The 25,367-nt window shown below is 43.8% G+C and carries 14 protein-coding genes; 10 read left to right on the top strand and 4 right to left on the bottom strand.

The features are described from left to right. Position 1: 1 nt before the first annotated feature. Positions 2–802 carry a tRNA isopentenyl-2-thiomethyl-A-37 hydroxylase MiaE gene (miaE, locus tag L2748_RS00070; RefSeq protein ID WP_220780559.1) on the bottom strand — a complete coding sequence of 267 codons (801 nt, stop codon included), beginning with the start codon at positions 800–802 and terminating at the stop codon, positions 2–4. 203 nt (positions 803–1,005) lie between these two features. Here miaE and L2748_RS00065 point away from each other — a divergent pair, with 203 nt between their 5' ends. Then, the gene (locus L2748_RS00065; protein WP_220780560.1) at positions 1,006–1,602 is read left to right on the top strand and encodes a Yip1 family protein; all 597 of its coding nucleotides are present in this window, start codon (positions 1,006–1,008) and stop codon (positions 1,600–1,602) included. 133 nt (positions 1,603–1,735) lie between these two features. Here the strand turns inward: L2748_RS00065 and glnS are convergent, their stop codons facing one another. The 3 genes from glnS to L2748_RS00050 form a co-directional block, all read right to left on the bottom strand. After that, entirely contained in the window at positions 1,736–3,406 is a 1,671-nt protein-coding gene (glnS, locus tag L2748_RS00060; RefSeq protein WP_220780561.1) for a glutamine--tRNA ligase, read from the bottom strand. Between the two features lie 182 nt (positions 3,407–3,588). Next, entirely contained in the window at positions 3,589–5,883 is a 2,295-nt protein-coding gene (feoB, locus tag L2748_RS00055) for a Fe(2+) transporter permease subunit FeoB (RefSeq protein ID WP_220780562.1), read from the bottom strand. Next, entirely contained in the window at positions 5,876–6,115 is a 240-nt protein-coding gene (locus L2748_RS00050; RefSeq protein WP_220760411.1) for a FeoA family protein, read from the bottom strand. The genes feoB and L2748_RS00050 overlap by 8 nt, the downstream gene beginning before the upstream one ends. Before the next feature lie 439 nt (positions 6,116–6,554). Here L2748_RS00050 and L2748_RS00045 point away from each other — a divergent pair, with 439 nt between their 5' ends. The 9 genes from L2748_RS00045 to L2748_RS00005 all read left to right on the top strand — a co-directional run bounded on the left by L2748_RS00045 (position 6,555) and on the right by L2748_RS00005 (position 25,066). After that, positions 6,555–7,517 (top strand): DmsE family decaheme c-type cytochrome, encoded by a 963-nt coding sequence (locus tag L2748_RS00045; protein ID WP_220780563.1) that lies wholly within the window; start codon positions 6,555–6,557, stop codon positions 7,515–7,517. Between the two features lie 15 nt (positions 7,518–7,532). Further along, positions 7,533–9,647: an MtrB/PioB family decaheme-associated outer membrane protein gene (locus L2748_RS00040; RefSeq protein WP_220780564.1), complete on the top strand. Its 2,115-nt coding sequence runs from the start codon at positions 7,533–7,535 to the stop codon at positions 9,645–9,647. A gap of 175 nt (positions 9,648–9,822) precedes the next feature. Beyond that, positions 9,823–11,685 carry an OmcA/MtrC family decaheme c-type cytochrome gene (locus tag L2748_RS00035; protein WP_246616122.1) on the top strand — a complete coding sequence of 621 codons (1,863 nt, stop codon included), beginning with the start codon at positions 9,823–9,825 and terminating at the stop codon, positions 11,683–11,685. Between the two features lie 98 nt (positions 11,686–11,783). Beyond that, the gene (locus L2748_RS00030; protein ID WP_220780585.1) at positions 11,784–13,943 is read left to right on the top strand and encodes an OmcA/MtrC family decaheme c-type cytochrome; all 2,160 of its coding nucleotides are present in this window, start codon (positions 11,784–11,786) and stop codon (positions 13,941–13,943) included. A gap of 536 nt (positions 13,944–14,479) precedes the next feature. After that, positions 14,480–16,831: an OmcA/MtrC family decaheme c-type cytochrome gene (locus L2748_RS00025; protein WP_246616124.1), complete on the top strand. Its 2,352-nt coding sequence runs from the start codon at positions 14,480–14,482 to the stop codon at positions 16,829–16,831. A gap of 453 nt (positions 16,832–17,284) precedes the next feature. Continuing rightward, positions 17,285–19,498 (top strand): OmcA/MtrC family decaheme c-type cytochrome, encoded by a 2,214-nt coding sequence (locus L2748_RS00020; protein WP_220780566.1) that lies wholly within the window; start codon positions 17,285–17,287, stop codon positions 19,496–19,498. 354 nt (positions 19,499–19,852) lie between these two features. Further along, on the top strand, positions 19,853–21,853 hold the full coding sequence (locus L2748_RS00015) for an OmcA/MtrC family decaheme c-type cytochrome (protein ID WP_220780567.1): 2,001 nt from the start codon (positions 19,853–19,855) through the stop codon (positions 21,851–21,853). Between the two features lie 113 nt (positions 21,854–21,966). Continuing rightward, positions 21,967–22,953, top strand: a complete 987-nt coding sequence (locus L2748_RS00010; RefSeq protein WP_220780568.1) for a DmsE family decaheme c-type cytochrome — start codon at positions 21,967–21,969, stop codon at positions 22,951–22,953. A 13-nt stretch (positions 22,954–22,966) separates the two neighbouring features. Further along, positions 22,967–25,066: an MtrB/PioB family decaheme-associated outer membrane protein gene (locus L2748_RS00005; RefSeq protein ID WP_220780569.1), complete on the top strand. Its 2,100-nt coding sequence runs from the start codon at positions 22,967–22,969 to the stop codon at positions 25,064–25,066. The last annotated feature ends 301 nt before the right edge of the window (positions 25,067–25,367 follow it).

Below are 25,367 nucleotides of genomic sequence, written 5' to 3'. Positions count from 1 at the left end.
CTTAAGCAACCTCAGTGTTAACAGCATTTATAGGCGAGCCACTGTGAAACTTAAAATCTGTATCATCAGCTAAAATTAGCTCAGCTTCTACTGCCGCAAAATGTGCAACTCTATCGCTGATATCGGTATTTGAAATCGCCTGTGCCAGTGTTAAGTAATCTTGATAATGGCGCGCTTCAGAGCGCAGCAACGAAATATAAAACTTCTTAAGCTCTTCATCTAAATGCGGTGCCAACTTAGCAAAACGCTCACAAGAACGCGCTTCAATAAAAGCCCCGACGATAAGTTTATCAACTAAGGCCACTGGATCGTGGGTTCGCACCTGTTTCATCATGCCCTTAGCATACCGCCCCGCTCTGGCACTTTGATAAGCGATACCGCGATTATGCATAATTTCTAACACTTGTTCGAAATGATGAAACTCTTCTTTAATCAAGCGCACCATCTTAGCAATCAAATCTTCGCTATGCGCAAAATCACAACGCCCAACCAACTCTGCCGCAAGCTCATTCTTTTTGCTATTAGTGTTCAAAAAAGTTTCGATACTTCTATCTTTGCTATAAACAAAATCAGAATAAGGTTTAGCCCAAGCTTGCAATACTTGGCCACTTTGCTCGTCCACCGAATATTTTCGCACCACAAACATCGCAGTCTGAGCAGCTTTTAACTCACAATTACAGTGATCAATTAGCAAGCCTTTTAATCGCTCAGGCTTTTTAGCTTCTGCAACCCAACTATCTGGAGTTTCACATTTTAGAAAGGAGTTAATCGGTGCTAATAATTGCTGTACAGCTGAGTTCATCTTGAGTCCATCAAGGCATTGTTAGTGACACTATTTTATCAGCAATTCTCAGCACAATCCTAGCTTTAGACCTATGCTTAATTTGACAGGCTTGACTCTTAGCAGATTTTGTTCAATAAATAACCTTAGAGCTGTAACAAGTTCGTCTGCAGTTTGGCGAGCCAAATTAATATAAAAGCTAAAAGCCAACGAGGATAACTATAATGATATTGAATCACTTAATGGGGCTATACACTCATCCAAAAGAAGAGTGGCACACAATTGAAAAAAACCACGAAGCGCTGCGCAGTAGCTTAAGCCATATTGTCATCATTGCACTAATACCTGCCATTTGTGCATTCATTGGTACCTCACAAATTGGTTGGGACTTAGGAGTTGGAGAGCGTCAGTTCCTAACAACTGAAAGCGCTATGATCATGTCTACTGGAATGTATTTTGGGCTAATCGCAGGAGTATTCGCCCTCGCCTATCTTGCTTTTTGGATGGCTAAAACCTTTGATGCAAAACCTAGCTATACCCAAGCACTCGAACTCGCGGCTTATACCGCAACGCCATTGTTTATGGTCGGCTTATCGGCTTTATACCCAACGCTGTGGTTTATTATGGTTGTCGGCCTTGCTGGCCTAGCATACTCGGTTTACCTGCTTTATACAGGCGTGCCGATTATTATGAATATACCTGAAGAAAAAGGCTTTATTTACGCAAGCTCTGTAGTCACAGCAGGTTTAGTGTTGTTAGTTGGCCTAATGGCTTCAAGCGTTATTCTGTGGAGTGTGGGTTTTGGCCCTATGTATCAGTAATACCGCTTTGTCTGTTTAGTAAGCTAAAACCAAGCAAATAATATAAGTGACTAAAATGAAAGCAAGAAAAAGCCGACGTAATGTCGGCTTTTTTAGTACTCATGCTTTATGGCTAGCATAACTTAAATTAAGCTTACTCGAAAGAGTCTCTTAATGGCACAGTTAGGTTAAATACTAACGCGTCTGAAGTAGAGTCTTTGCTGTCGGCGCAGAAGTAGCCTTCACGCTCAAACTGGTACGCTTTTTCAGCTTCAGCATTCACAAGACTTGCTTCAACTAGACCTTGTTTAATGGTCAATGAATGTGGGTTTAGCACTTCATCAACAGATTCAGCTGCTGCTGGATTAGGGTCGCTGAACAATCTTTCATACATGCGAAGCTCTGCTGGTTTGGCAGTCGTTGCTTCAACCCAGTGAATAACGCCTTTAACTTTACGACCATCGCTTGGATTTTTACCCAAAGTTTCGTCATCATAAGTACAGAAGATAGTGGTGATATTGCCATCAGCATCTTTCTCGCAGCGCTCAGCTTTAATCACGTATGCATTACGCAGACGTACTTCTTTACCTTGCACTAAACGTTTGTACTTCTTGTTTGCTTCTTCACGGAAGTCATCGGCATCAATAAACAGCTCACGACCAAAAGATAGCTCACGCTTGCCCATCTCTTCCTTGCTAGGATGATTTGCCGCGTTGATAATTTCAACTTGGCCTTCAGGATAGTTTTCGATAACCACTTTAACTGGGTTAATCACTGCCATCGCACGTGGTGCGAAGTCATTTAGCTCTTCACGGATACAAGCATCAAGCATGGCCACTTCAACCATGTTATCTTGCTTAGTCACACCGATACGCTTACAAAACTCACGAATAGAAGCTGCTGTATAACCACGACGACGGTAACCTGCGATTGTAGGCATACGTGCGTCATCCCAACCTGTTACCAAGTTGCGAACCACTAAGTCGTTTAGCTTACGCTTAGACATTAACGTGTATTCAAGGTTAAGTCTTGAAAACTCATACTGACGAGTTCTGTTTGGCGCTTGGAAATCATCTAAATGATCTAACACCCAGTCATACAATCTACGGTTATCTTGGAATTCAAGCGTACATAGAGAATGAGTGATGTTTTCAATCGCATCAGAAATACAGTGAGTGAAATCGTACATTGGATAAATGCACCATTTGTCAGCTGTTTGATGATGGTGAGCAAAACGAATACGGTAGATGATAGGATCACGCATACACATAAACGGTGATGCCATATCAATCTTAGCGCGCAGTGAACACTCACCTTCTTTGAATTCACCTAAACGCATTTTTTCAAATAACGCTAAGTTTTCTTCAGGTGTAGTATCACGGAACGGGCTGTTTTTACCAGGCTCTTTAAGCGTGCCACGGTATTCACGCGTTTCGTCACCATTTAAGAAACATACATAAGCTAAGCCTTTGTTGATTAATTCAACGGCGTACTGATGCAGTTGGTCAAAGTAATTTGACGAATAACGAATGTCACCATCCCACTGAAAACCGAGCCACTGCACATCAGCCTGAATAGAATTAACGTAGTCGATATCTTCTTTTTCAGGGTTGGTATCATCAAAACGTAAGTTACATTGACCTTTGTAGTCTTGTGCAATACCAAAGTTTAGGCAGATAGACTTAGCGTGGCCGATGTGAAGAAAGCCGTTTGGTTCTGGCGGAAAACGAGTTTGAACACTCGAATGCTTACCCGTGGCTAGATCTTCATCTATGATATTACGTATGAAGTTACTAGGACGTACTTCAGTGTCCACATGACTCATGGAAATCCTCTTTGCGAACGATGATTAAAAACTAAAAACGCATAATCCTACAGTTTCTGTAAAGGATCAACGATTGCGGCTTAAAAACCTACTCTACTGGCTATAGCATAAGCATATATAGCGCAAAAAGCAGCGAATTATCGCTGCTTTTTATTACTTGATAACAGTATACGCTATTCGCGTTATTCCGTAATCACTTTAATGCCTGGAATGATAGTCTGGGTTTTCTTACCCTTTCTCTTAAGCCAAACATAAAATACCACTAGCGCCACAGTAAAGAAACCAATCCAAAGGCTTGATTGCAATGGATGCTGCGCAAAGGTTGCCGCTTGATAGAACACTGTCGCTACACCGTAAGCTAGACCGAATGTCCACAGACCAGCAAAGGCTGCCCAGCGACCACCAAATTCGTTAACTAATGCGCCCATTGCAGCTACACATGGCGTGTAGAGTAAAACAAACAATAGGTAAGCAAATGCTGCGGTAACACCGGCGAAACCTGCTTGCAGTGCGCCAAAGGTAGAGGTATCTACTTCTAACTCTTCCGATGCAGTTTCAACTGACGATACATCACCAACAGAGATTGATAATGGATCTTCAGGTGCAATACCAAATAGGTTTTCAGGAATCGTAGCTAACGCTTCAGTTAGCGTTTCGCTAAATGGTGCTAGCTCATCATCACCCGCGCCGCCATCTGAATATAGGCTGTTCAAAGTACCAACAACGGCTTCTTTAGCAAAAATACCGGTAATAATACCAACCGTTGCAGGCCAGTTATCTTGTTCAACACCCATTGGCGAGAACAAAGGAGTCACCTTTTGGCTTGCAACGCTCAGCACTGATTCAGAGCTATCTTCATGGCCGAATGAACCGTCAATACCAATCGCGTTAACAAAGTTCAGCAAAGTCACCACAATAACAATGGTTTTACCTGCGCCCATGATAAAGCTCTTAGTACGCTTACCTGTACGCGCCATTACCGTTTTGAACTTTGGCTTTTCATAGCTTGGAAGTTCCATGACTACCGCGCTGCTAGAGCCTGGTAATAATGTGTTTCGTAGCAATAAACCTGTACCGATCGCGGCAAAAATACCGATGATATAAAGTAAGAATACAAGGTTTTGACCTGATTCAGGGAAGAATGCTGCCGCAAATAATGCGTATACAGGCAGACGAGCACCACAAGACATAAACGGCGCCATCATACCGGTCACAATACGCTCACGCTCACTGCCTAGAGTACGCGTTGCCATAATTGCAGGCACTGAACAACCAAAACCGACAATCATAGGCACAAACGCTCGACCAGGTAGGCCAATACGGCGCATCAAACCATCAACCACAAACGCAGCACGCGCCATGTAGCCAGAGCCCTCTAATACTGATAGTGCTAAGAATAAAGCAGCAATAACAGGAATAAAGGTCGCAACTGTTTGAATACCTTGACCAATACCACCAGCAATAATCGTGACTAACCATGTAGGTGAACCAAGGCTGGTCATAAACGCGCCTAAGTGATCAACAAACAAAGCACCAGCGGTAATATCGAAAAAGTCGATAAACGAGCTGCCCACGTTAATACTGAACATGAACATCAAATACATAACAAACAAGAAAACCGGAATACCAGCAACAGGATGCAGTACGATTTTATCTAGCTTATCAGTAAAGGTTTCACGGTTGTCGCTGTCTACCGAGCAAGTAAATACTCGCTCAACAAAATCAAATCGCGTTGTCGCAACCATGATTTCGATATCTTTGCCTTGGCTAGACAGTGCTTGAGAGTATTGTTCTACTTCACTCGCCATTTGGCTGTTTTTGCATTTACCACAGCCAAGACCATTAGCTAACATCGCCAATGCACGGCCACGGCTTAAAGAGTCATCTTGAGCGAGCAAATTGGTTACACCAGACTCAATCTCTGTATCGTATTCTAAAACCAGTGGTGCTTCAGAAACTTTACCATCAAGTAAAGCCACAAATTGCTCTTTGACCTTGTCTATATCTTTCGCGTCACGCGAACAAACAGCAATCACAGGGCAGCCGAGCTCTTGGCTCATCTTGGCAACGTCAATTTTAATGCCGCCCTCAAGTGCTGCGTCAATCTTGTTTAGTACTACAACTAATGGAATACCCAGCTCGCGCAGCTGAATCGTTAGATATAAATGACGTTCAATATTGGTCGCATCAACTAAGTTAATGATGCCGTCAATTTCTTGGTCAGCCAGGTATTGCTGAGCAATCTGTTCATCTAAAGAACAGTCGCAGCTATTACCTGCAGGAAGAAGATCGTAAATCCCCGGTAAGTCCGTTAAAAATACGTCAGTTCCTTGCAAAGCAAATTGACCGGTTTTTTTCTCAACCGTTACACCTGACCAGTTACCAACTTGTTGATTAGATCCGGTAAGCGCATTAAATAATGTAGATTTACCCGCATTTGGGTTACCTACAGTAACGCAGTTAAATTGTTTAGCCATTCGCTTTTTCAACCTCAATAATATCTGCTAAATCGCGACGCATACATAATTTACTGCCACGGATATCTAACTCAACACCTGAGCCCATCGGCGCTCTGCGGATCAATGAGAATCGAGTGTTTGGGGTGATCCCCATCGAAAGGAGTTTGCGCTTTACTACGGCTGGCAAGTCTATTTGACCCACCTGAGAAATTCTGGCGATATCGCCCGGATTCAATTCACTTAACTTCATTGTGCATTCCACCTATTTACAGGCCCCGACTCTCTTTGAAATTAACGTCGATTCTAAAGGAGACGAGCAAGCAATAACTTTACCTAGATCAAGATTTAGGCCTGTAAACGATAATAGTTTTCAATTGTGTTCGCTATTATGTGATAAATCTCTCAACTAATAAACGCTTCGCTTAAAGATAAATAAGTCGGAAAAGAACCCTCTGAATAATAATGGTTATTATTTACACTTCACATGTGTTAATAAAAATAACATCCAATACAGACTAAAGTCTAAAACCTACCACTAAGATCTTTAAAATCAGTAGGGTTAAGCTATAAACACCTTACTTTTGTTATGGATTTGTCACAAAAACCCACTATGATTACGCATTAGTAATTTACAAAACTACTAATATTAAATTATCAAAAATATCGCTAAAAAAAGCGAATGGGATGAGATGATGAACAAGAACACCGGATGCTTCTCTGGCAAAATTGCGCGTGGCTTATTATCAGCAGTGTTGATAATTAGCTTCAACGTGTTTGCCGCCCCTTGGGACGACCAAGACCCACAAGAAGTTGAAGCCATACTCGATAAAAAATTTGCTGAAGGTAAATATTCCCCTAAAGGCGCAGATTCTTGCCTGATGTGCCATAGGCGCAGTGAAAAAGTCATGGCGCTGTTTGATGGTATACATGGCAGTAATGCTCAAGGGTCTCCAATGCAAGATTTGCAATGCGAAGCCTGCCATGGTCCACAAGGCAACCATAATCGCGGTGGTAAAGAGCCGATGATTACCTTCGGTGCTGATTCCCCTGTGCCTGCTGAAAAACAAAATAGTGTTTGTATGAGTTGCCATAACGACGACAATCGTATGGCTTGGCAAGGTAACCACCATGATAACGCCGATGTCAGCTGTGCAGATTGCCACCAAGTTCATACCGGCAATGACCCCATTGCAGATAAGAGCACCGAAGTCGCCGTTTGTACCAGCTGCCACACTGAGCAAAAAGCCGATATCAATAAACGTTCAGCTCACCCGTTAAAATGGCAACAAATGGTTTGTAGTGACTGCCACAACCCCCATGGCAGTTTAGCCGATGCCAATCTAAAACAAATGAGCGTTAATGAAAATTGTTATTCCTGCCATGCGGAAAAACGCGGTCCAAAACTATGGGAGCACGCCCCCGTAACCGATAACTGTGCCACTTGCCATAACCCCCATGGCAGTGTTAACGAAGCGATGTTAACCACTAAGCCGCCAATGTTATGTCAACAATGTCACGCCTCTGTTGGGCACACCTCAAATGCTGTTTTTGGTGGCAATCCTAATGCCTTTAATGCAGGTCAAAGCTGCATGAACTGTCACAACCAGGTTCATGGTTCTAATCACCCATCTGGCAAATTATTGCAGCGCTAACAAGGAGTGGCAGACATGTTTAGATTTAATACGCCTATCAACACTAAGCTCACTATGCTTGCGCTGGCAATTGGTGCCAGCATTTCACCCGCTTTTGCAGAAGGCTATGGTTTACAAAATGCTAACCGAGACAAAGCCAACACTGCTAAATGGGAATGTAAGCGTTGCGTAGTCGAGTCAGGTTTCAGCGGTAATATAAGCGTTCGCGCTGCATACAATGATGCGGATGATATTCATTTTGGTAATACCAGTGGTACAGACAAAGATGGGCTTGTCGGCAGTATCGATGCCAACCTTGTCAACAAATCAGACTCAGGTTATCAAACTACTTTTGTCGCCGATAAGCTTGGATACTATACTGGGAGTGCGCGTTTAGAAACTGGACGTACTGGTCAATATAAAATCGGTTTAGGCTATCGCGCTCTAGCCCATTACGACACTAACGCAGCATTAACCCCCTATTCTGCTTCAGGCGATAAGCTAGTATTACCTGACAACTGGCAAACAGGGGCTGTGACATCTCAAATGCCGACTTTATATGACGATGCACAGCAGGTCTCTTTGAGCACTCAGCGAGACCGCTATTTAATTGATGCGGTTTATAAAGGTCGGTTTTACCAAGCAGATATTAATTACCAACATGAAAAGCGCCAAGGCAAGCGTAGCTTTTCCGGCAATTTTCTTACCAATAGCGCTATGCTAGCCCAACCTATTGATGACAGCACTGATGAGTTTGGTGCCAAGTTATACTTTAACGGCCAAGGCTGGCTTATAGGTATAGAGTCTAGCTTTAGCCAATACAATAACGATCACAGCTCACTCATTTGGCAAAATGCCTTCACGCCTACTTTTGGCGCAGCCTACTCAGGACAAAGCTCTGTAGCGCCAGACAATAAAGCTTACCGTGTTGGTGCCAATGCGCAGCTTAGTGGTAATGGTCATCAAGTCTTGATGCATCTAGGCGTTGCAAGCTTCACCCAAGATGACGCTTTTTTACCTGCAACAATCAATGGCCCCAGTCCAGCTTTGCCTGTCACCAGTTTAGACGGTAAAGTCGACACCACAGATATGAGACTTAAGTACAATAGCCGACCGCTGCGTGGATTGAATATCAGAGCAAGTTACGATTATTCAGATAGAGACAATAAAACCGCCCTAAACTCCTACCCACAAGTAGTCACCGATAGTTATTACGCAGGCACCGCAACCAACCCTGAGTACGATAGAACAAGGCAACAAGCTAAAGTTGGTGCTAAGTATCGGTTTAATCGAGCCGTTTATCTCGATGCAGAGTACCAATACGACCATAACGATTATAGCGATTTAGACAGAGATAGACTGCGCCAAAACGGTTTATCAGCCAAAGTGAATTACAAAATATCATCAGCTTGGTCTGCATGGCTAAAAGCTGAATTTAGTGACAGAACCGGTAGCGCCTATAATCCGGTAAATACCACCAGCAGCCAAAGCAATCCTTACCTTCGAAAGTCCTACCTTGCGGACAGAGAACGCGACCAATATCAACTGAGTGTGAGCTATACCCCTGAGTCTGCTTTTTCGGCAAGTGCCAATGTGCGTATTAGCAATGATGACTATGACGACACCTTAGTGGGTCTCACTCAAGTCGATACCCAAGGTTACGACCTTTCTGCAAGCTACCTATTAAATGACGATTTCATTATCAACGCATACCTCAATCAAGATTGGCGAGACAGTGACCAAGCCGGAAGCAGTAATTTTGGTTTGTCAAATTGGTATGTCAACACAGATGAAAAGTCGACCTTAGTTGGCGCAGGAATAGATTATCGCAATTTACTAGATAAGAAGTTAAATCTCGGCTTGGACTATAGCTTCTCAGATGGCCAAAGCGATACAGAAGTGACTCAAGGGATCCGCTCTCCTTACGGTGACTATTTTGCCGAAAGGCACAATATAAATGCCTTTGCCAAATATCAATTGGACGAAAAAATGGCGTTACGTTTGGATTGGATCTTTGAAAATTATCAAGATTCAGATTGGCTCAACCAAGGCCTAGCCCTAGATGCGATCCCCAATGTATTAATTTTTGGTGATCTTAGCCATGACTATAGTTCTCACTACGTTGGTTTCACCTTTAGCTATGAGCTTTAGCCTAAACCATTAACGGACTTGTAATTAAAGTCACGGCGAGTCATACCAATTAAAGGGAATTGAGGATATCAAATTGAACATTGAATTGATGGGTTTCAGCCCAAAGTACAAACAATCAATCGCAAAAAAATTAAAGGCTATCGACATAACAAGAGCCTTAATTTCAGTGCTACTTATGAGTACATTAGCGGCCTGTAGCGTAGACGACGGCAGTCCAGGAACCCCAGGGGAACCAGGCGGTCCGCCTGCTAGCGAGATTAGTACGCTTAACATTAGCGTCAAAGACGTTTCGTTCGATTCCGGTGTCGCCACAGTAAATTATCGCGTTAGCAACGAAACCGATGAACCAGTGGTCGGCGTGCCATCAGCCACCTATCTTGCTGCGCAATTATTACCTCAAGGTTTTACCAATGCAGGCAATGCTAGCCAGTGGCAGTACTTTACCTCTGAATCCTGTAATAGCAGCTGCGACGGTGAATTTGTTGATCACAAAAACGGTCAATATAGCTATACCTTTAGTGGTACCTTTAATGGCATGAACAATATTGCCTTTATGCCCGGTGCGACCCAACGCATTGTAATAAAGATCGGTGGCGACAGTCTGCCAGATGGCACCGACTTACCTATCACTAACCAACATTATGACTGGCAAGATCAGGGCAGCGAACCCGCTTATACCCGCAACCTCATAGATATGGGAACCTGTAATACCTGCCATAACGATCTCGCATTCCACGGCAGTAAATATAATGAAGTTGAAACCTGTGTGACCTGTCATAACGTCGACAAAGTGAGTAACCCAGGTAATGTGTTCGCACCTATGGTGCATAGCAAGCACCTTACCGGCTTTCCTGTATCACTTGCAGATTGCCAAACGTGTCACGTTGCCGATGAAACATTAACCGAAAATATGAACTGGGCGCGCGTGCCAACTATGGAAGCTTGTGGAAGCTGCCATACCAATATCGACTTCCCTAGTGGCCAAGGTCACCCAGCACAAGTTGATAACAGCAACTGTGTCGCTTGTCATAATCCAGATTGGACCATGAGCGCACACAGTCAAGCTGATACCGATGCAGTGTTAGGTCAATTTAATGTTGAAGTGGTTAGCGCTAAGCTTAATGGTGATACCGTTGATTTTTCAGTAAGGCTATCAAACCCTGCGACTAATGAAGTTTATAGTGATAGCGCTGACAAGCTTGATTTTATTGATGATCTACGTGTGTATGCCAACTTTGGGATCAGTGTTGATTACACCACCCGCAGCGCCAAATCGATAAAGCTACAAGATGTTGAGCCAATATCAGGCAGTAACAGCGTTTATCATTATCAAATTGCAGGCCTCACATTAAGTGATGAACCTGCAAATGATAAAGGTACACTCGCTCTTCAAGGTAAGTTATGTAGCAATGACACCATGCTTGCCAACTGCGCAGATACCGATGTAACCACCACAATCAAATCGAGCTACCAGTTTTATAGTGCCACAAGCATAACAGAGCAAGGACGCCGCGTTGTCGTCACTAATGAGACCTGTGGCAGCTGTCATGGTGATCAGCAACTTAATTATCATGGTTCACGTAATGATCTCGAGCAGCAATGTCAGCTGTGCCATAATCCGAATATGCTTGCAGAGGCAACAGCAGCAAACCCAGCTGCATCTACAGCGGATTATAAACACCTAGTTCATACTCTACATGCAGGTTCAAGAGAGAGTTACCCTGACATCAATTATCCGGGCAATATCGGTAATTGTGCTCAATGTCATACCACTGACGATTCAGGCGTATTGACTGCAGCGCTTCCACTTAACAGTGCCGTGCAGCCATTAGCCTTTAATGATAACACCTTTACTAGCACGACCTCAGCAATATGTAGCACCTGTCACCTTAGCGATTCCGCAATCGCGCATATGACCCAGCAAGGCGGCGTATTTAAAGGCACCGAAGCTGATGCAACGGCCGGCACCGAAAGCTGTGCGACGTGCCACGGGCAAGGTGCAACAGCTGATGTGCTAAAAGTCCACCCAATACAATAACAATAAAAGGCCTAGGCAAACTGCACTAGGCCGCTTTCTTTTAAATGAACAACAAATTTGTGATGCAAAACGCGAGCAGAAACGCACGCGCAAAAACAATGGAACGCAAAATTATGGATATAAAAACGAAACAGTTAAAACTGAGTTTGATTGCGCTCACCGCTTCAGCACTACTTTTTGGTTGTAGTGATGGCAATGATGGAGCCGATGGCGCTGATGGCGTTGTCGGTGTCAATATTGACTCAGTCAGCAGTGTTCAAGCCCAGTTTACACAAGCCACTGTGACTGATGGTGTGGTGATGGTTAACTTCGAACTTGAAAACGCCAACGGCGTTGCAGTCCTTGGGTTAACTAAAGATTATGATCTGCGCTTTGGTATCGCCCAATTAGCCAAAGTCACCGAAACCGTTGGTGACGCAGAGGTAGACAGAGGTTATCAATGGCAGGCCTATATCAATGAGCTTAAAGAGCCAGGCACGCCACCAAATGATACCAGTGATCTCACCCCTTCTCCTCAGTATCAAGCTAATGTTGAAGCGGCAAGTAACTGTGAAGAATGCCTTGTCGATAACGGAGATGGCAGTTACAGCTATACTTTTCAACAAAATATTGCCGACGTAACTGAGCCGTTAACCATCACTTATGGTGAAGACAATACCCATAGAGCCACATTAGAGCTAAAACTGCCACAAGCGACCGCAAATGCCCACCATGATTGGCAACCCTCTTCCGGTGCGACTACGGATATTCAAACCCGCAATGTAGTAAGTATTGCCGCTTGTTACACTTGTCACCAACCTGAAAGTTTAGCGCTTCATGGCGGTCGCCGTATTGCATTGGAAAATTGTGCCAGTTGCCACACATCGACTTCTGGCGATCCAGAAAGTGGCAATAGCGTTGATTATACTTACATGATCCATGCGATACATAAAGGTCAGGACCGTGAAACCAGCACTCCAGATGGTATGGTGCCTGCGCCATATAAAATTGTGGGATACGGCGGCAGTGTGCATGACTACGGTAAAGTCATGTATCCGCAAAAACCTGCCGCAGATTGTTCATCATGCCACGTTGAAGGCGATGGTGCCCCTGCCAATGCCGATCTATTTAAAGCTGATTTAAGCAACACTGCTTGCGTAAGTTGCCATACAGAAAAACCATCTCAATCCCATAGCAGCACTAATTGTGTCGCTTGCCATAACTCAACCGATACTTATCCTGGCACGGGTAGCGCAGAGAAACGCCACGGTGATGTACTTAAAGCGTATGTTGAAGCCGAAGCGATGGGGGTTACCTTTAGTAATATTGGTCTAGATGCCATGGGGGATCTGCAATTTGACGTACAGGTAACCGATGCCGATGGTGCCGCCGTTGACGCAGGGTTTATAAAACAAAGCACCAGAGTCATTGTTGCCTGGGACACCGATAAAGACTTCCCTTCATACTCGGATGCATCATACAGCAATCGCCGTTTTAAGCTCGAAGATGGTACTTATGACGCGACGAGCAAAACTTTCACTATTGTCGCCGATACTTTTGACATGCCAACGGATGCAACCGGTAAAACCTTTGAACTCTGGTCAACTATCGAAGTCTGTTTCAACAATGGTGGTTACGCTGTTGACGAAATAGCAATGACTGCTTGCTCAGACTCAACGCGTTCGGTAGCAGTTAAAGAAGCACCTTATCGTTTTGTTTGGTCAGGTAGTGGAATGAATGACACTATGCAAGCAGCTATGCGCCGTTCAATTATTGATGCAGCTAAGTGCCAAAGTTGCCACAATCAAGAAAACTATCATTACAACAATGGTTATAACTGCCAGACATGCCATACCTCAGACAAAACCACCAAAACAGATGACAGCTATCCTGGTGGTAAAAAGCCAACAAGTTACGCCTTTAAAGCGCACGAAGCGGATGGTCATTACCTAAAGTATGCAGGAGTACAATCAGGCACAGTTCTGAAAACGGACTGCTCAACTTGCCATACGCCTGACGGCATTCAACTGGGTCGAGCAAGTGATCGCGTATGGCGTTATGGTGATAAAGAAACTGGCGCTGATATTTGGGTATCTTCAGATGCTGGCACGTGTTTAAGTTGTCACCAAAAATACCTGAGTGATTCTGGTGCTAACCATATTACAGCCAACGGCGGTATTTTGGATGGTATGAGTGCAGATGACGTTAACACTCGAGCAGCTGAAGCTTGTTCAACTTGCCATAGTCCCATGCAGTTAATGGAGATCCACGGTAACTAAAAGCGATAATTAACACATGCTGTAAAGGCAGTCGGTTACTGCGACTAAAAGAGGCTTCGGCCTCTTTTTTATTGCCTAACCGATAAAGAACAAACGTTAAAAAGCCAGAAATGGATTGCAAGTTAACACCCTGCCCAACAAAGTGTTACCAAATAGAAACCGCAATAGATCTATTAAGCAACGATCCACTATTTACAATGTAATCATTAGGTTAAATTGACAGCCTAAAACATCATTACTGCTTTGACTTATGTCAAATTTACCACCAAATAAACTTTATTACTTAAGCCTAATTTAAGTTTGAATGGCCAAATATTAACCCTAACTTAAAACCACTCGACTCCTCCTCTTAAGTAACTGAATAAATGTGCAATTAACATAAATTAACATCCCGAAGTTAAGCCAATGACTTAGTTCACATTTAATTGTTTGCCCTTATAAGGGACTCGCTCTTTTGGATAAGATCTGACTGAGGTAATCCTCCTGCTAAATAAAGATAAAAATCTTATAGCAGCTAACCTATGCAGGGAAAAATGATGAAGCAAAATAATATTAAACATGCTGTCAAATCAGCCATTGGAATAAGTCTGCTCTCAGTGGCACTTGTTGGTTGTGGCAGTGATGGCAAAGATGGCGATGACGGTAATGATGGCAATATTGGCATCGACATTCAGCAGGCTACCAGCCTTAAAGCTAATATATTGCACGCCAATGTTACCGAGGGCACAGTCAGTGTCGACTTTGAACTACTCACCGCTAATGGTGTTGCAGTATCAGGCCTAGAGTCTTTCGAAGATATTAACGCCCTCGGTGTTGGTATTGCTAAGCTTGATGTATTACAAAAACGCGATAGACCTTTGCCGGGCCATGATTCACCAGAGCCAGAAGCAGAGCAGTATAAAGGCGTTAAGTCCAGCCAGTGGACTAGCTATATCAATAGCATCAAACAGCCTGGCGATATCGCTGACGGACAAGCATTACCTGAAGGCTGGGATAAGCACCAAGGTCCACAAATTCAAGCAAATATCGAAACCAGCTGTAAAACAGCCTGTATTGAGGTATTAAGCCATGGTGAATACCGCTATACATTTTCTAAGTCACTTAATGAATATGAGCAAATTGAAGGTTTAGACACCGAATTCAACAGCGAGCTAACTCACAGAGTTACCCTTGAGCTAAAGCCAACAAATGTGGTCTCTAACGCAACCTTAATCAACACTCACTACGACTTTATCCCTGCTTTAGATAGAGCAGCTGAAGCGGATGAAACACGTAACTTAGTTGAACTACAGGAATCTTGCATACGTTGTCACAATGACGACTATGAGCATGCTTGGGCGCCAAAATTGTCATTACACGGCGGTAAGCGTATCGAGATCGAAAACTGTGTCGTTTGCCATACCACGTACTCTGGCGATCCAGAAACAGGTGCCACTATCGACTTTGGCTCTATGCTGCACCAAATACATAAAGGCGATTACTTTATGATTGGCTATGGTGGTAAAGCACATGATTACAGTGATGCCACCTTCCCTGCTGACAGCAAAAGTTGCCAGTCTTGTCATATTGAAGGTGAAACGGCCCCAGCTCAAGCTGATAATTTCCACTTCCATCGTCAAGAAGCTTGCCTAAGCTGTCATGAAAAGTTTGCCGCACCAGAATGGGACGGCACTTCGCGTGGCCTGTTCCACTCGGAGCAGTTTCCCCAATATGCTGAACGCGACTGCGCAGCATGCCACGCTGATGAAAGCAACCCTATGGGCGCAGCCAAGTATCACTTAAACAAAGAGCTAACGCTTACCTCTGCTAAGGAAGCTTATGAGTTCTCTGTTTCTAACGGTGTATTGGATGTAGACACACAAACATTAAGCTTTAACGTCAGTTACCAGGGACAAGGCGCTTTAGCACCACACGAAGATGAAGCAATTAGTGCGCTTAATATTCAAGTGGTAGAAAACCAGCACAATGACTTTGCTGACGTATGGAAAATGACTCGAGGCGATTTGACAGCAACTCACAAAATGATCAACCTAGCCGATAGCACCGCCATTGCAGCCGGAGAAATCACCATAGAGCCTAGCAACGATGGTTATCAATACACGGTACAGCTAGATGGACTTGAATTTACAACTGGCGCATTAATGAGTCACTTAGCTATTTGTGCCTCTCGCGATACTCAAGCGGCAATTGCTTGCTCTGAAGATCACATCACTGCCACAGTAACTACTGACGCCGCAGCTTTTGCGGCGATTGGAGAAGTTGCTACAGTGCGCTTTAATAGCGCATCTGAAAGTGCATGCCAAGCCTGTCACGATGAAGCAATTGATTTATCGTTCCACCAACGAACTTCTTGCGGCTCATGCCATATGCCAGATAGTAAAGAGCAACCTTTATCATTAACTGATGGTAGCTGTGTATCTTGTCACAAAGGTCAAGCACTGCACGCGGTCGCAGATGGTGCCTTTAAAGGCAGCCGAGTTGGTCTAGAAAACTCACTTGATTATAAAGTGATGATCCATACCTTACATGCCAATAAGCGTACCAAAGTAAATAGTAATCGTAATGAAAGCATCACCTTTACTAAGCACTATGGTGACTGCGCCTCTTGTCATGAAAAAGGCCAATTAGCATTGGAAAATACCGCTAGCTTACCCGCAGTATTAAACCAAGGTGAAAATGGCAGTGATGACATTCTTGAATACTCACCAATTGCAGCCGCATGCGGTTCATGCCACACCAAAGACAGTTTTGCTGCGCATGTTGAGTCAAATGGCGGTGTATTTGGCGCACCATTAGGTAGTTATACTGGCAGCGAAAGTTGTGCAACTTGTCACGCTGAAGGTAAATCTTTCGGGGTAGATGAAGTGCACCCAACTCAATATAAATAGTCTCCATAACTCGATTATTTATACCGCTTAATGCTGTCTAAAAGTTCAAAAAGCGAGAAGTGTATCTTCTCGCTTTTTTTACGCTTTTAACCGCATAAACCTTAACTAACCTTGCCTATTTATATTTGAAAATAAAAAGAAACACACCTAAATAAACATCAAAGTACCTACCTGCAAAAAACGTTACATTTTAACAACAAAAACACTTTTATCGACGAACGATTATTAATCGATAATTAAAATAGTCCTAAAATGGGCACTTTCTATATACCCCTAAAGAAATAGTCTGACCTTAATCACATAAAGGCGTTAAAACACCTGCTAAATGCTTCCCGCTTAGTTAGCCTTAGTGTTGGAAATAAAATTCCACACACTAATTGCGGTTATATCAGTTTTGTTCTCCGATAAAACCAGCAGTTAGTGATGATTAAAAAACTATTGCAGGGACATAAAATGATGAACAAATTTAATCTAAGCGCTGCTTCTAAAGCACTGCTTACAGCCGGGGTGCTTTCATTAGCAGTCACTGGCTGTGGTAGTGATGGCGATAACGGTAATGACGGCCAAGATGGCGTAATTGGCGTTAGCATTGATAGCGCAAAAAGCGTTAATGCTATTTTCACCAATGCAACTGTTGATGCGGGTACAGTAACGGTTGATTTCAAACTTGAAAATGACAACGGCGTTGCGGTACTTGGTCTAACAAAAGATCATGACTTACGCTTTGGTATCGCTCAATTAACTCATGTTACTGAGTTAATGGGTGAAAACGAAGCAGATAGAGGCTTCCAGTGGCAAGCATATATCAACACTGAAAAATCTCCGAATGAAGATTGGATCCCTGAAGGCGAAAGCAATATTAATCCTTCAAAGCAATTCCAAGCAGAAGTAGAAAAAGCATCAAATTGCGACACTTGCTTTGTTGATAATGGTGACGGTACTTATACCTATAGCTTCCAGCAAAATATTGCCGATGTAACTGCACCAGTTGCCGTAGCTTACGACGCTGAAAGCACTCAACGCGCGACGCTAGAATTAGAACTACCAAATTTTGCTGCTAACGCGCATTTTGACTGGCAACCATCAACAGGTATGACAGACGGTATTCAAACTCGCAATGTCGTTGCAATTGAAACCTGTTACACCTGTCACCAGCCAGACAGCCTTGCTTTCCATGGCGGTCGCCGTATCGACGTTGAAAACTGTGCCTCTTGCCACACGGCAACATCTGGCGATCCAGAATCAGGCAACAGTGTTGACTTTACCTATATGATCCACGCGATCCATAAAGGTAGCAACAGAATGACTAGCACTGCAGACGGCATGGTACCAGCGCCTTACAAGGTAATTGGATATGGTGGTGGCGTACATGACTACGGTGATGTGAAATACCCACAAAACCCTGCAGCTGATTGTACAGCGTGTCACGTAGAAGGTGAAAATGCTCCTGCAAATGCAGATATTTTCAAAGCTGATCTAAGCAATACTGCTTGTATCGGTTGTCATACAGAGAAGCCATCTCAGAACCACTCAAGCACTAACTGTGTTGCGTGTCACAACGCGACTGATACCTACCCAGGTACAGGTAATGCAGAAAAGCGCCACGGCGACGTGATGAAACGCTATCAAGATAGTCAAGGATACTCAGCTAAGTTTACTAACGTAAAAGCGACTGAAAATGTACTGACATTCGACGTACAAATCCTTGACGGTAACGGTGAGCCGGTAGCTAAAGAGTTTATCGCAAACCCAAGCAAGTATACTAAATCAAGCATCTATTTCTCATGGGATATTGATAAAGATTACCCAGCTTACAGCGATACAAGCAAATACAGTGCTCGTGGTTTTGCGCTAACTAATACAGAAGTTTCAACTTATAACGAAACAACGAAAACATTTAGCATTAACAGCACAAATAGCAAGCTAGGACTACCTAGTGATCTAGAAGGCAAGAGTGTTGAACTATTTGCTGGTGTTGCAACTTGCTTTAAGTCAAGTGGTTATGGTGTCGCAGAAGTAGTTCCAGCAGCTTGTGTGTACGATGCTGAAAAACCTGATGTATTGCTAAACCCATCAGCTTACATTCAAGACCAGCCACTGCGCTTTACTTGGAATGGCACAGATACAACAGAAGCTGCAAAAGAACGTCGTAGCATCATCGATGAAGCGAAATGTTCTAGCTGTCATAACCAAGAAATCGTTCACTATGGTAACGGTGTAAACTGTCAAGCTTGTCACGTGTCTGACAAAGGCTTATCTGAAACTTATTGGGGTTCAGGCAAGTTTGTTCCAACAAACTTTGCTTATAAAGCCCATAAAGCAGAAGGTCACTATTCTGGTACTGTAGTCAAATCAGACTGTGCAACTTGTCACGCTGAAAATGACAAGAGCGGCGAACTTGAAGGTATTGCTTTAGGTCGCTCTCCTGAGCGTGTATGGCAAGATGTCAATGCCGAAGGCAAAGCTGTTTGGGCATCTTCTGATGCAGGTGCATGTTTAACTTGTCACCGTCCAACAGATCCTTGGTTCAACGAGTCTACTCGTGCTCACATCGAAACTAACGGTGGTGTTCTAGACGCACTTGATAAAGACACTGCGATTAACGCAAAAGAGAGCTGTGCAACTTGTCACTCTCCAGAGCAAATCGTTAACGCACACGGTCACTAATCCCATTAAGCTCAATAAGTTAATGTGATAAAAAAAGGGAGGCTTTGCCTCCCTTTTCTATAACCGCCACCAACAACAAGTCCGCAAACAAATACCAACCAAGCTCAAACACACCCAACCAATAAAAGCAACTTTATAGTTCATCTTCGACACCTTGACCTACCTCTTTATAAATAGACAGATCCATGTCACATCTTAGCACCTGATATGCAGATTTTAGCCCTACATTACGTTAGCCTTTCCTTGGGGAATCTTATTTCCAGCATTGACTTAAGCGGAAATTAAAAAATTACAGTTGGCCTCAATCAATCGAGCCACACGTTTAAGACAGTGCCAAACCTATGCAGGGAAAAAATGATGAATACAAACAAATCTAAAATAGCGCTGCTTCTAGCAGCCGGTGCTGTCTCCATGGCCCTAACAGGCTGTGGTGGTGATGATGGTAACGACGGTAATCCAGGTAACCCTGGTGGTCCAGCAGCTGACTACATCAACACACTTAACCTAAAAGTGACTGATGTAACCTACGCTGATGGCGTTCCAACGCTTAATGTGTTTGCGACAAACGAAGAAGATCTACCCGTTGTAGGTCTAACGGCGCTTGAAGTGAAAAAAGTTGTGCAACTTCTACCACAAGGTTCTACTGGTGCGGGTAACAGTGCTGAATGGCAATACATTGGTTCACAAAAAGAATTTGAAGACAAAAAGAATGGTAACTATAGCTTCAGCATTCCAGTTGAAGGTTACAACTCTGAGCTAACTCAACGATATAACATCATTGCAAGTGCTTCAACACTCGCTGACGGTGAAACAACTGTACCTCGTACTGAGCTGTCGCAGGATTTCTCTGGTGAAGGCTATGAAGCTACCTACACTAAAAATGTTGTTGCAACCGCTAGCTGTAACTCATGCCACGCTGAAGGTAAGAAAATCTACCACGGTTATACTTCTTCAGAAACTTGTGCTGCATGTCATACCCAAGAATTGGCTGATAGTAAAGGTAAGCCACAGATTGCCTACAATCACTTAATCCATAACGTACACAACGATGCAAAAATGTACGGCAGAGACATGGACAAGAGTGCAGAAACAGCTAACGCTATCGTTCAAGATAATTGTAAAACTTGTCACGTTGCGCCAGAAGAAGGCAATACTGACTTAGCAGAATGGGGCAACTGGTCAAGCGTTCCTACTATGGAAACTTGTACAAGCTGCCATACAGGCATCGACTTTGTCGCTGGTAAAGGTCACTCTCAACAAGCTGACAACTCAAACTGTATCGCTTGTCATAATGCGAGCTGGACGGAAGAGCTACACACTGTTGGTTTTGAAGATACCGCTGCACTAATCGACCAGTACGGTATTAATGTCGCATCTACAATTGATGCAACTACCGAAGCTGCAACCATTAGCATTCAAGTTGTGGATACCAATGGTGAACAAGTTGATATCGCCAGCCTATTACCAAAGATTCAACGTTTCGAAGTGATCACTAACGTAGGTCCAAATAACGTGACTCTTGGTTACAGCGGTAAAGACTCTGTTAATGCTATCAAAAATGGCGTTGTCGATGCTAAAGCCAAAATTGAAGCTGGTAAGTTAGTTTATACAACCACTAAAGATCTTAAGCTAGCTGCTGCGGGTCAAGACGCTGAAACTGCCTTTACATTTGTTGGCTGGGCAATGTGTTCTGAAAAAGGCGAGTTTGTCACTTGTGATGACCCAAGCTTTGACGGTAACGACACCAGCAAATACACAGCAATGAAAGCTGACCTTGCTTTTGCAACACTATCAGGTGAAGCACCAAGCATGCGCCATGTTGACTCAGTAAACTTTACTTCATGTGCAAACTGTCACTCTGATGATTTCCAAATCCATAAAGGCGGACATCACGCAGGTTTCGTGATGACAGAGCAACTTTCTCACAGCAAAGATGCTAACGGTGAGCCAATTATCGGTGTCGATGCTTGTACCACTTGTCACACACCAGATGGCACATACGCAGGCGGTGCAAACCAAGGCGCACTCGAAATGAAACTGCACAAAGTACACAGCCAAGGTGATTACGCAGTGATCCCAGGCATGAACTGTGACCAGTGTCATAACGACTTTGATCGTGATGCATTCAAGAAGAAAGGCGCTATTGCAACTGATGGCGGTCAATACACAACGCCTATCGCAGCAACTTGTGTCTCTTGTCACAGCTACAACATGGATAGCTTCAAAGCCCACGTTGAAGGCCAAGGTGCATTAGTCGGTGTTTCTAAGCAAGAAGCAAATGATGCAGCACAGCTAGAAAGCTGTTTCTACTGCCACGCACCAACACCAGGCGATCACACTTCTGTGAAGATGTAATTTGCGCAACTCAGCTGGACTCAAGCATTAAATACTTGAGTCCAAGAGTTTAGAAAAGGGGGAGGCCTCTCCCCTACTTTCTCTTCAAAATTGTGCAAGTTTAGGAAGCTATTATGAAGATCACAAAAAGATTAAAAACCCTACTACCGGCTATTATGGCGTCGCTAGTTCTTTCTCTTGGTTTTGCCCACACTGCAGCAGCATCTAAGTGGGACGCTAAGATGACTCCTGATGAAGTTGAAGCCACACTGGATCAGAAGTTCGCTGAAGGTAAGTACTCACCAAAAGGTGCAGACTCTTGCCTTATGTGTCACCGTAAATCTGAAAAAGTCATGGACCTATTCAAAGGTGTTCATGGTTCTGTTGACTCTAGCAAGAGTCCAATGGCAGGCCTTCAATGTGAAGCATGTCATGGCCCAATGGGTAAACATAACCGCGGCGGTAACGAGCCAATGATCGCCTTTGGTCCAGAATCAACACTATCACCTGAGCTACAAAACAGTGTTTGTATGAGCTGTCATAAAGACGACAAGCGTATGGATTGGAATGGTGGTCACCATGACAATGCTGACGTGGCTTGTGCCTCTTGTCACTCAGTGCATACAGCCAAAGATCCAGTTCTGTCTAAAAACACTGAAATGGAAGTCTGTACTAGCTGTCACACTCAGCAAAAAGCTGACATGAACAAACGCTCTAGCCACCCAATGAAATGGGCTCAAATGGTATGTAGCGATTGTCATAACCCACACGGCACTATGAGCGACTCAGATCTTGTTAAACCTACGGTTAACGATACCTGTTACTCATGCCATGCGGAAAAACGCGGCCCAAAATTGTGGGAGCATGCACCCGTAACTGAAGACTGCGTAGCATGCCACAACCCACATGGTAGCGTGAATGAAGGCATGCTTAAAACTCGTGCTCCACAGCTTTGTCAACAATGTCACTCTTCTGCGCATAGCGGACAAGCACTATTTGGCAACACAGAGCAAGGTTCAACGGTAGGCGGCAACGCCATGACCGGCGGCCGTAGCTGTTTGAACTGTCACAACCAGATCCATGGTTCTAACCATCCATCTGGCAAGCTATTCCAGCGCTAAGGGAGACGAGAAGATGAAATTCAAACTAAATTTAGTCACGCTCGCTTTGATTACCCATGCCGGTATGCTATCTGGCGCAGCCATCGCAGCTGACGGCTACGGTATTCAAAATGCGAACACCGAAAAAGTAAAGTTCGAAAAGTGGGTTTGTAAAAACTGTAAAGTTGAAAAAGGCGTATCGGGTACCGTAGGTATTGGCGCGGGCTACAGCAGCAGTGATGACGTTCGTTCAGCGAATGCGTTTGCAACCGAAGACGGCTTTGCCGGTAAAGTTGACGCTGATGTGAAATACACTGGTGAAAACGGCTACCAAGCAACAATTGAAGCTGACAACCTAGGAATGGATAACGGCAGCGCTGACATTAATGTTGGTAAGCAAGGCCAATACAATCTGAACCTTAACTATCGTCAAATCGCAACCTACAAAACAGATAAGGCTATGAGCCCTTATCAAGGTGTTGGCGGCGATAACCTGACCCTACCGGGTGACTGGGTTCATGGCGGCAGCACGCAAGACATGAGCAACTTGTACTCAAGCCTAAATCCGCTTGAGCTTTCACTTAAACGTGAACGCGCAGGACTAGGTTTTGAATACCAAGCAGAAACACTGTGGAGCACTTACGTTAATTACCAACGTGAAGACAAAATAGGTTTAAAGCAAGCTTCAGGTAGCTTCTACAATCAATCAATGATGATTGCTGAACCTGTTGATTATACTACTGATACTATTGAAGCTGGTGTGCGCTTTGCCGGCGACAACTGGTATACAGCGGTAAACTATAATGGTTCTGTTTTTAAAAATGCATACAGCGAACTGTCATTTGAAAACGCATTTAGCCCAACCTTTGGTGCGCAAACCACAGGCTATATGTCACTCGACCCGGACAACGAAGCCCATACGGTTTCGGTATTAGGTCAATATGTGGCGGGTCGCACTATCATGAATGGCCGCGTGTACTTTGGTCAGATGACTCAAGATCAGGACTTCAATACCTCTGGTTACGGTTACCAAATGCCAGCTGAGTCACTAGATGGTCGTGTTGATACTCAAGGTGCAACCCTTAAAGTTGTTTCGCGTATTAACCGTCAACTACGTTTAAACGCCAGCTACGATTATAGCGACCGTGATAACAAGACTAATGTAGAAGAATGGACGCAAATTTCAATCGACTCTACAACCGGTCAAGCGGCTTATAACACGCCATACGACATCACAACCCACAAAGCTAAGCTAGGTGCAGACTACCGTCTAGCACGTGGTCATAAACTTGAAGGTGGTTTGGATTACCGTAAGGATGAACGCAGCTATCAAGATCGTGAAACCACTGATGAAAGCACACTTTGGGCAAAATACCAATTAAGCGCTTTTGCCAACTGGAATATGTGGATTAAAGGTAGTTACGGTCAGCGTGATGGTTCGACTTACCAAGCGTCAGAGTGGACCTCAAGCGAGCAAAACGACTTACTACGCAAGTATAACCTTGCAGACAGAAACCGTACCCAGATTGAAGCCCGTGTCACTCACAGTCCAATCGATAGCTTAACGTTAGATTTTGGTGTGCGTTACGCGCTTGATGATTATAACGAAACGCAAATCGGCTTAACTGAATCGAAAGATATGAGTTATGACGCCAGTGTGAGTTACCTCATCAATGATGACATGACTCTAACGGCGTTTTATAACCGTCAAAACATCGATTCAGAACAAGCCGGTAGTAGCAACTTAGGTGCGCCAAACTGGTATGGCAGCGTTGAAGATCAAGTTGATGTGCTAGGTGCAGGCTTTAGCTACAACAACCTAATGGAGCAAAAGCTGCGCTTAGGTGTTGATTACACTTACTCTGACTCAAACAGTAACACTCAAGTTAGCCAAGGTATAACCGGCAACTACGGTGATTACTACGCCAAAGTGCACAACGTTAATGTTTACGCCTTATACAAAGCGACAGAGAAAATGGATCTTCGCTTAGATTATAAGATGGAAAACTACAAAGATAACGATGCAGCCAATAATATCGCGCCAGATGATATTTGGAATGTGTTGAGTTTTGGCAGTAACAGCCACGACTATAACGCACACCTAATCATGCTTAGCGTGAGCTACCGTTTATAATTCAAGTATCAAGTAAATCTAGGTACATCAAAAAACCCGCTAAATGCGGGTTTTTTATTATCTTAAACATATGCAATCAAACAGAAGCAGTAACAGCCATCCCATAACTTATCAACGCACACCTAATCATGCTTAGCGTGAGCTACCGTTTGTAATCTAACAAGCAGTAATTAACATCTGATATTAAAGCCCGCGTAATGCGGGCTTTAATATCTTAAACATATGCAATCAAACAGAAGCAGTAACAGCCATCCCATAACTTATCAACGCACACCTAATCATGCTTAGCGTGAGCTACCGT

Source organism: Shewanella sairae (genome assembly GCF_023283535.1).
GTDB lineage: Bacteria > Pseudomonadota > Gammaproteobacteria > Enterobacterales > Shewanellaceae > Shewanella > Shewanella sairae.
The sequence above is the reverse complement of the archived record's forward strand: the minus strand, read 5'-3'. Positions and strand labels throughout refer to the sequence as shown.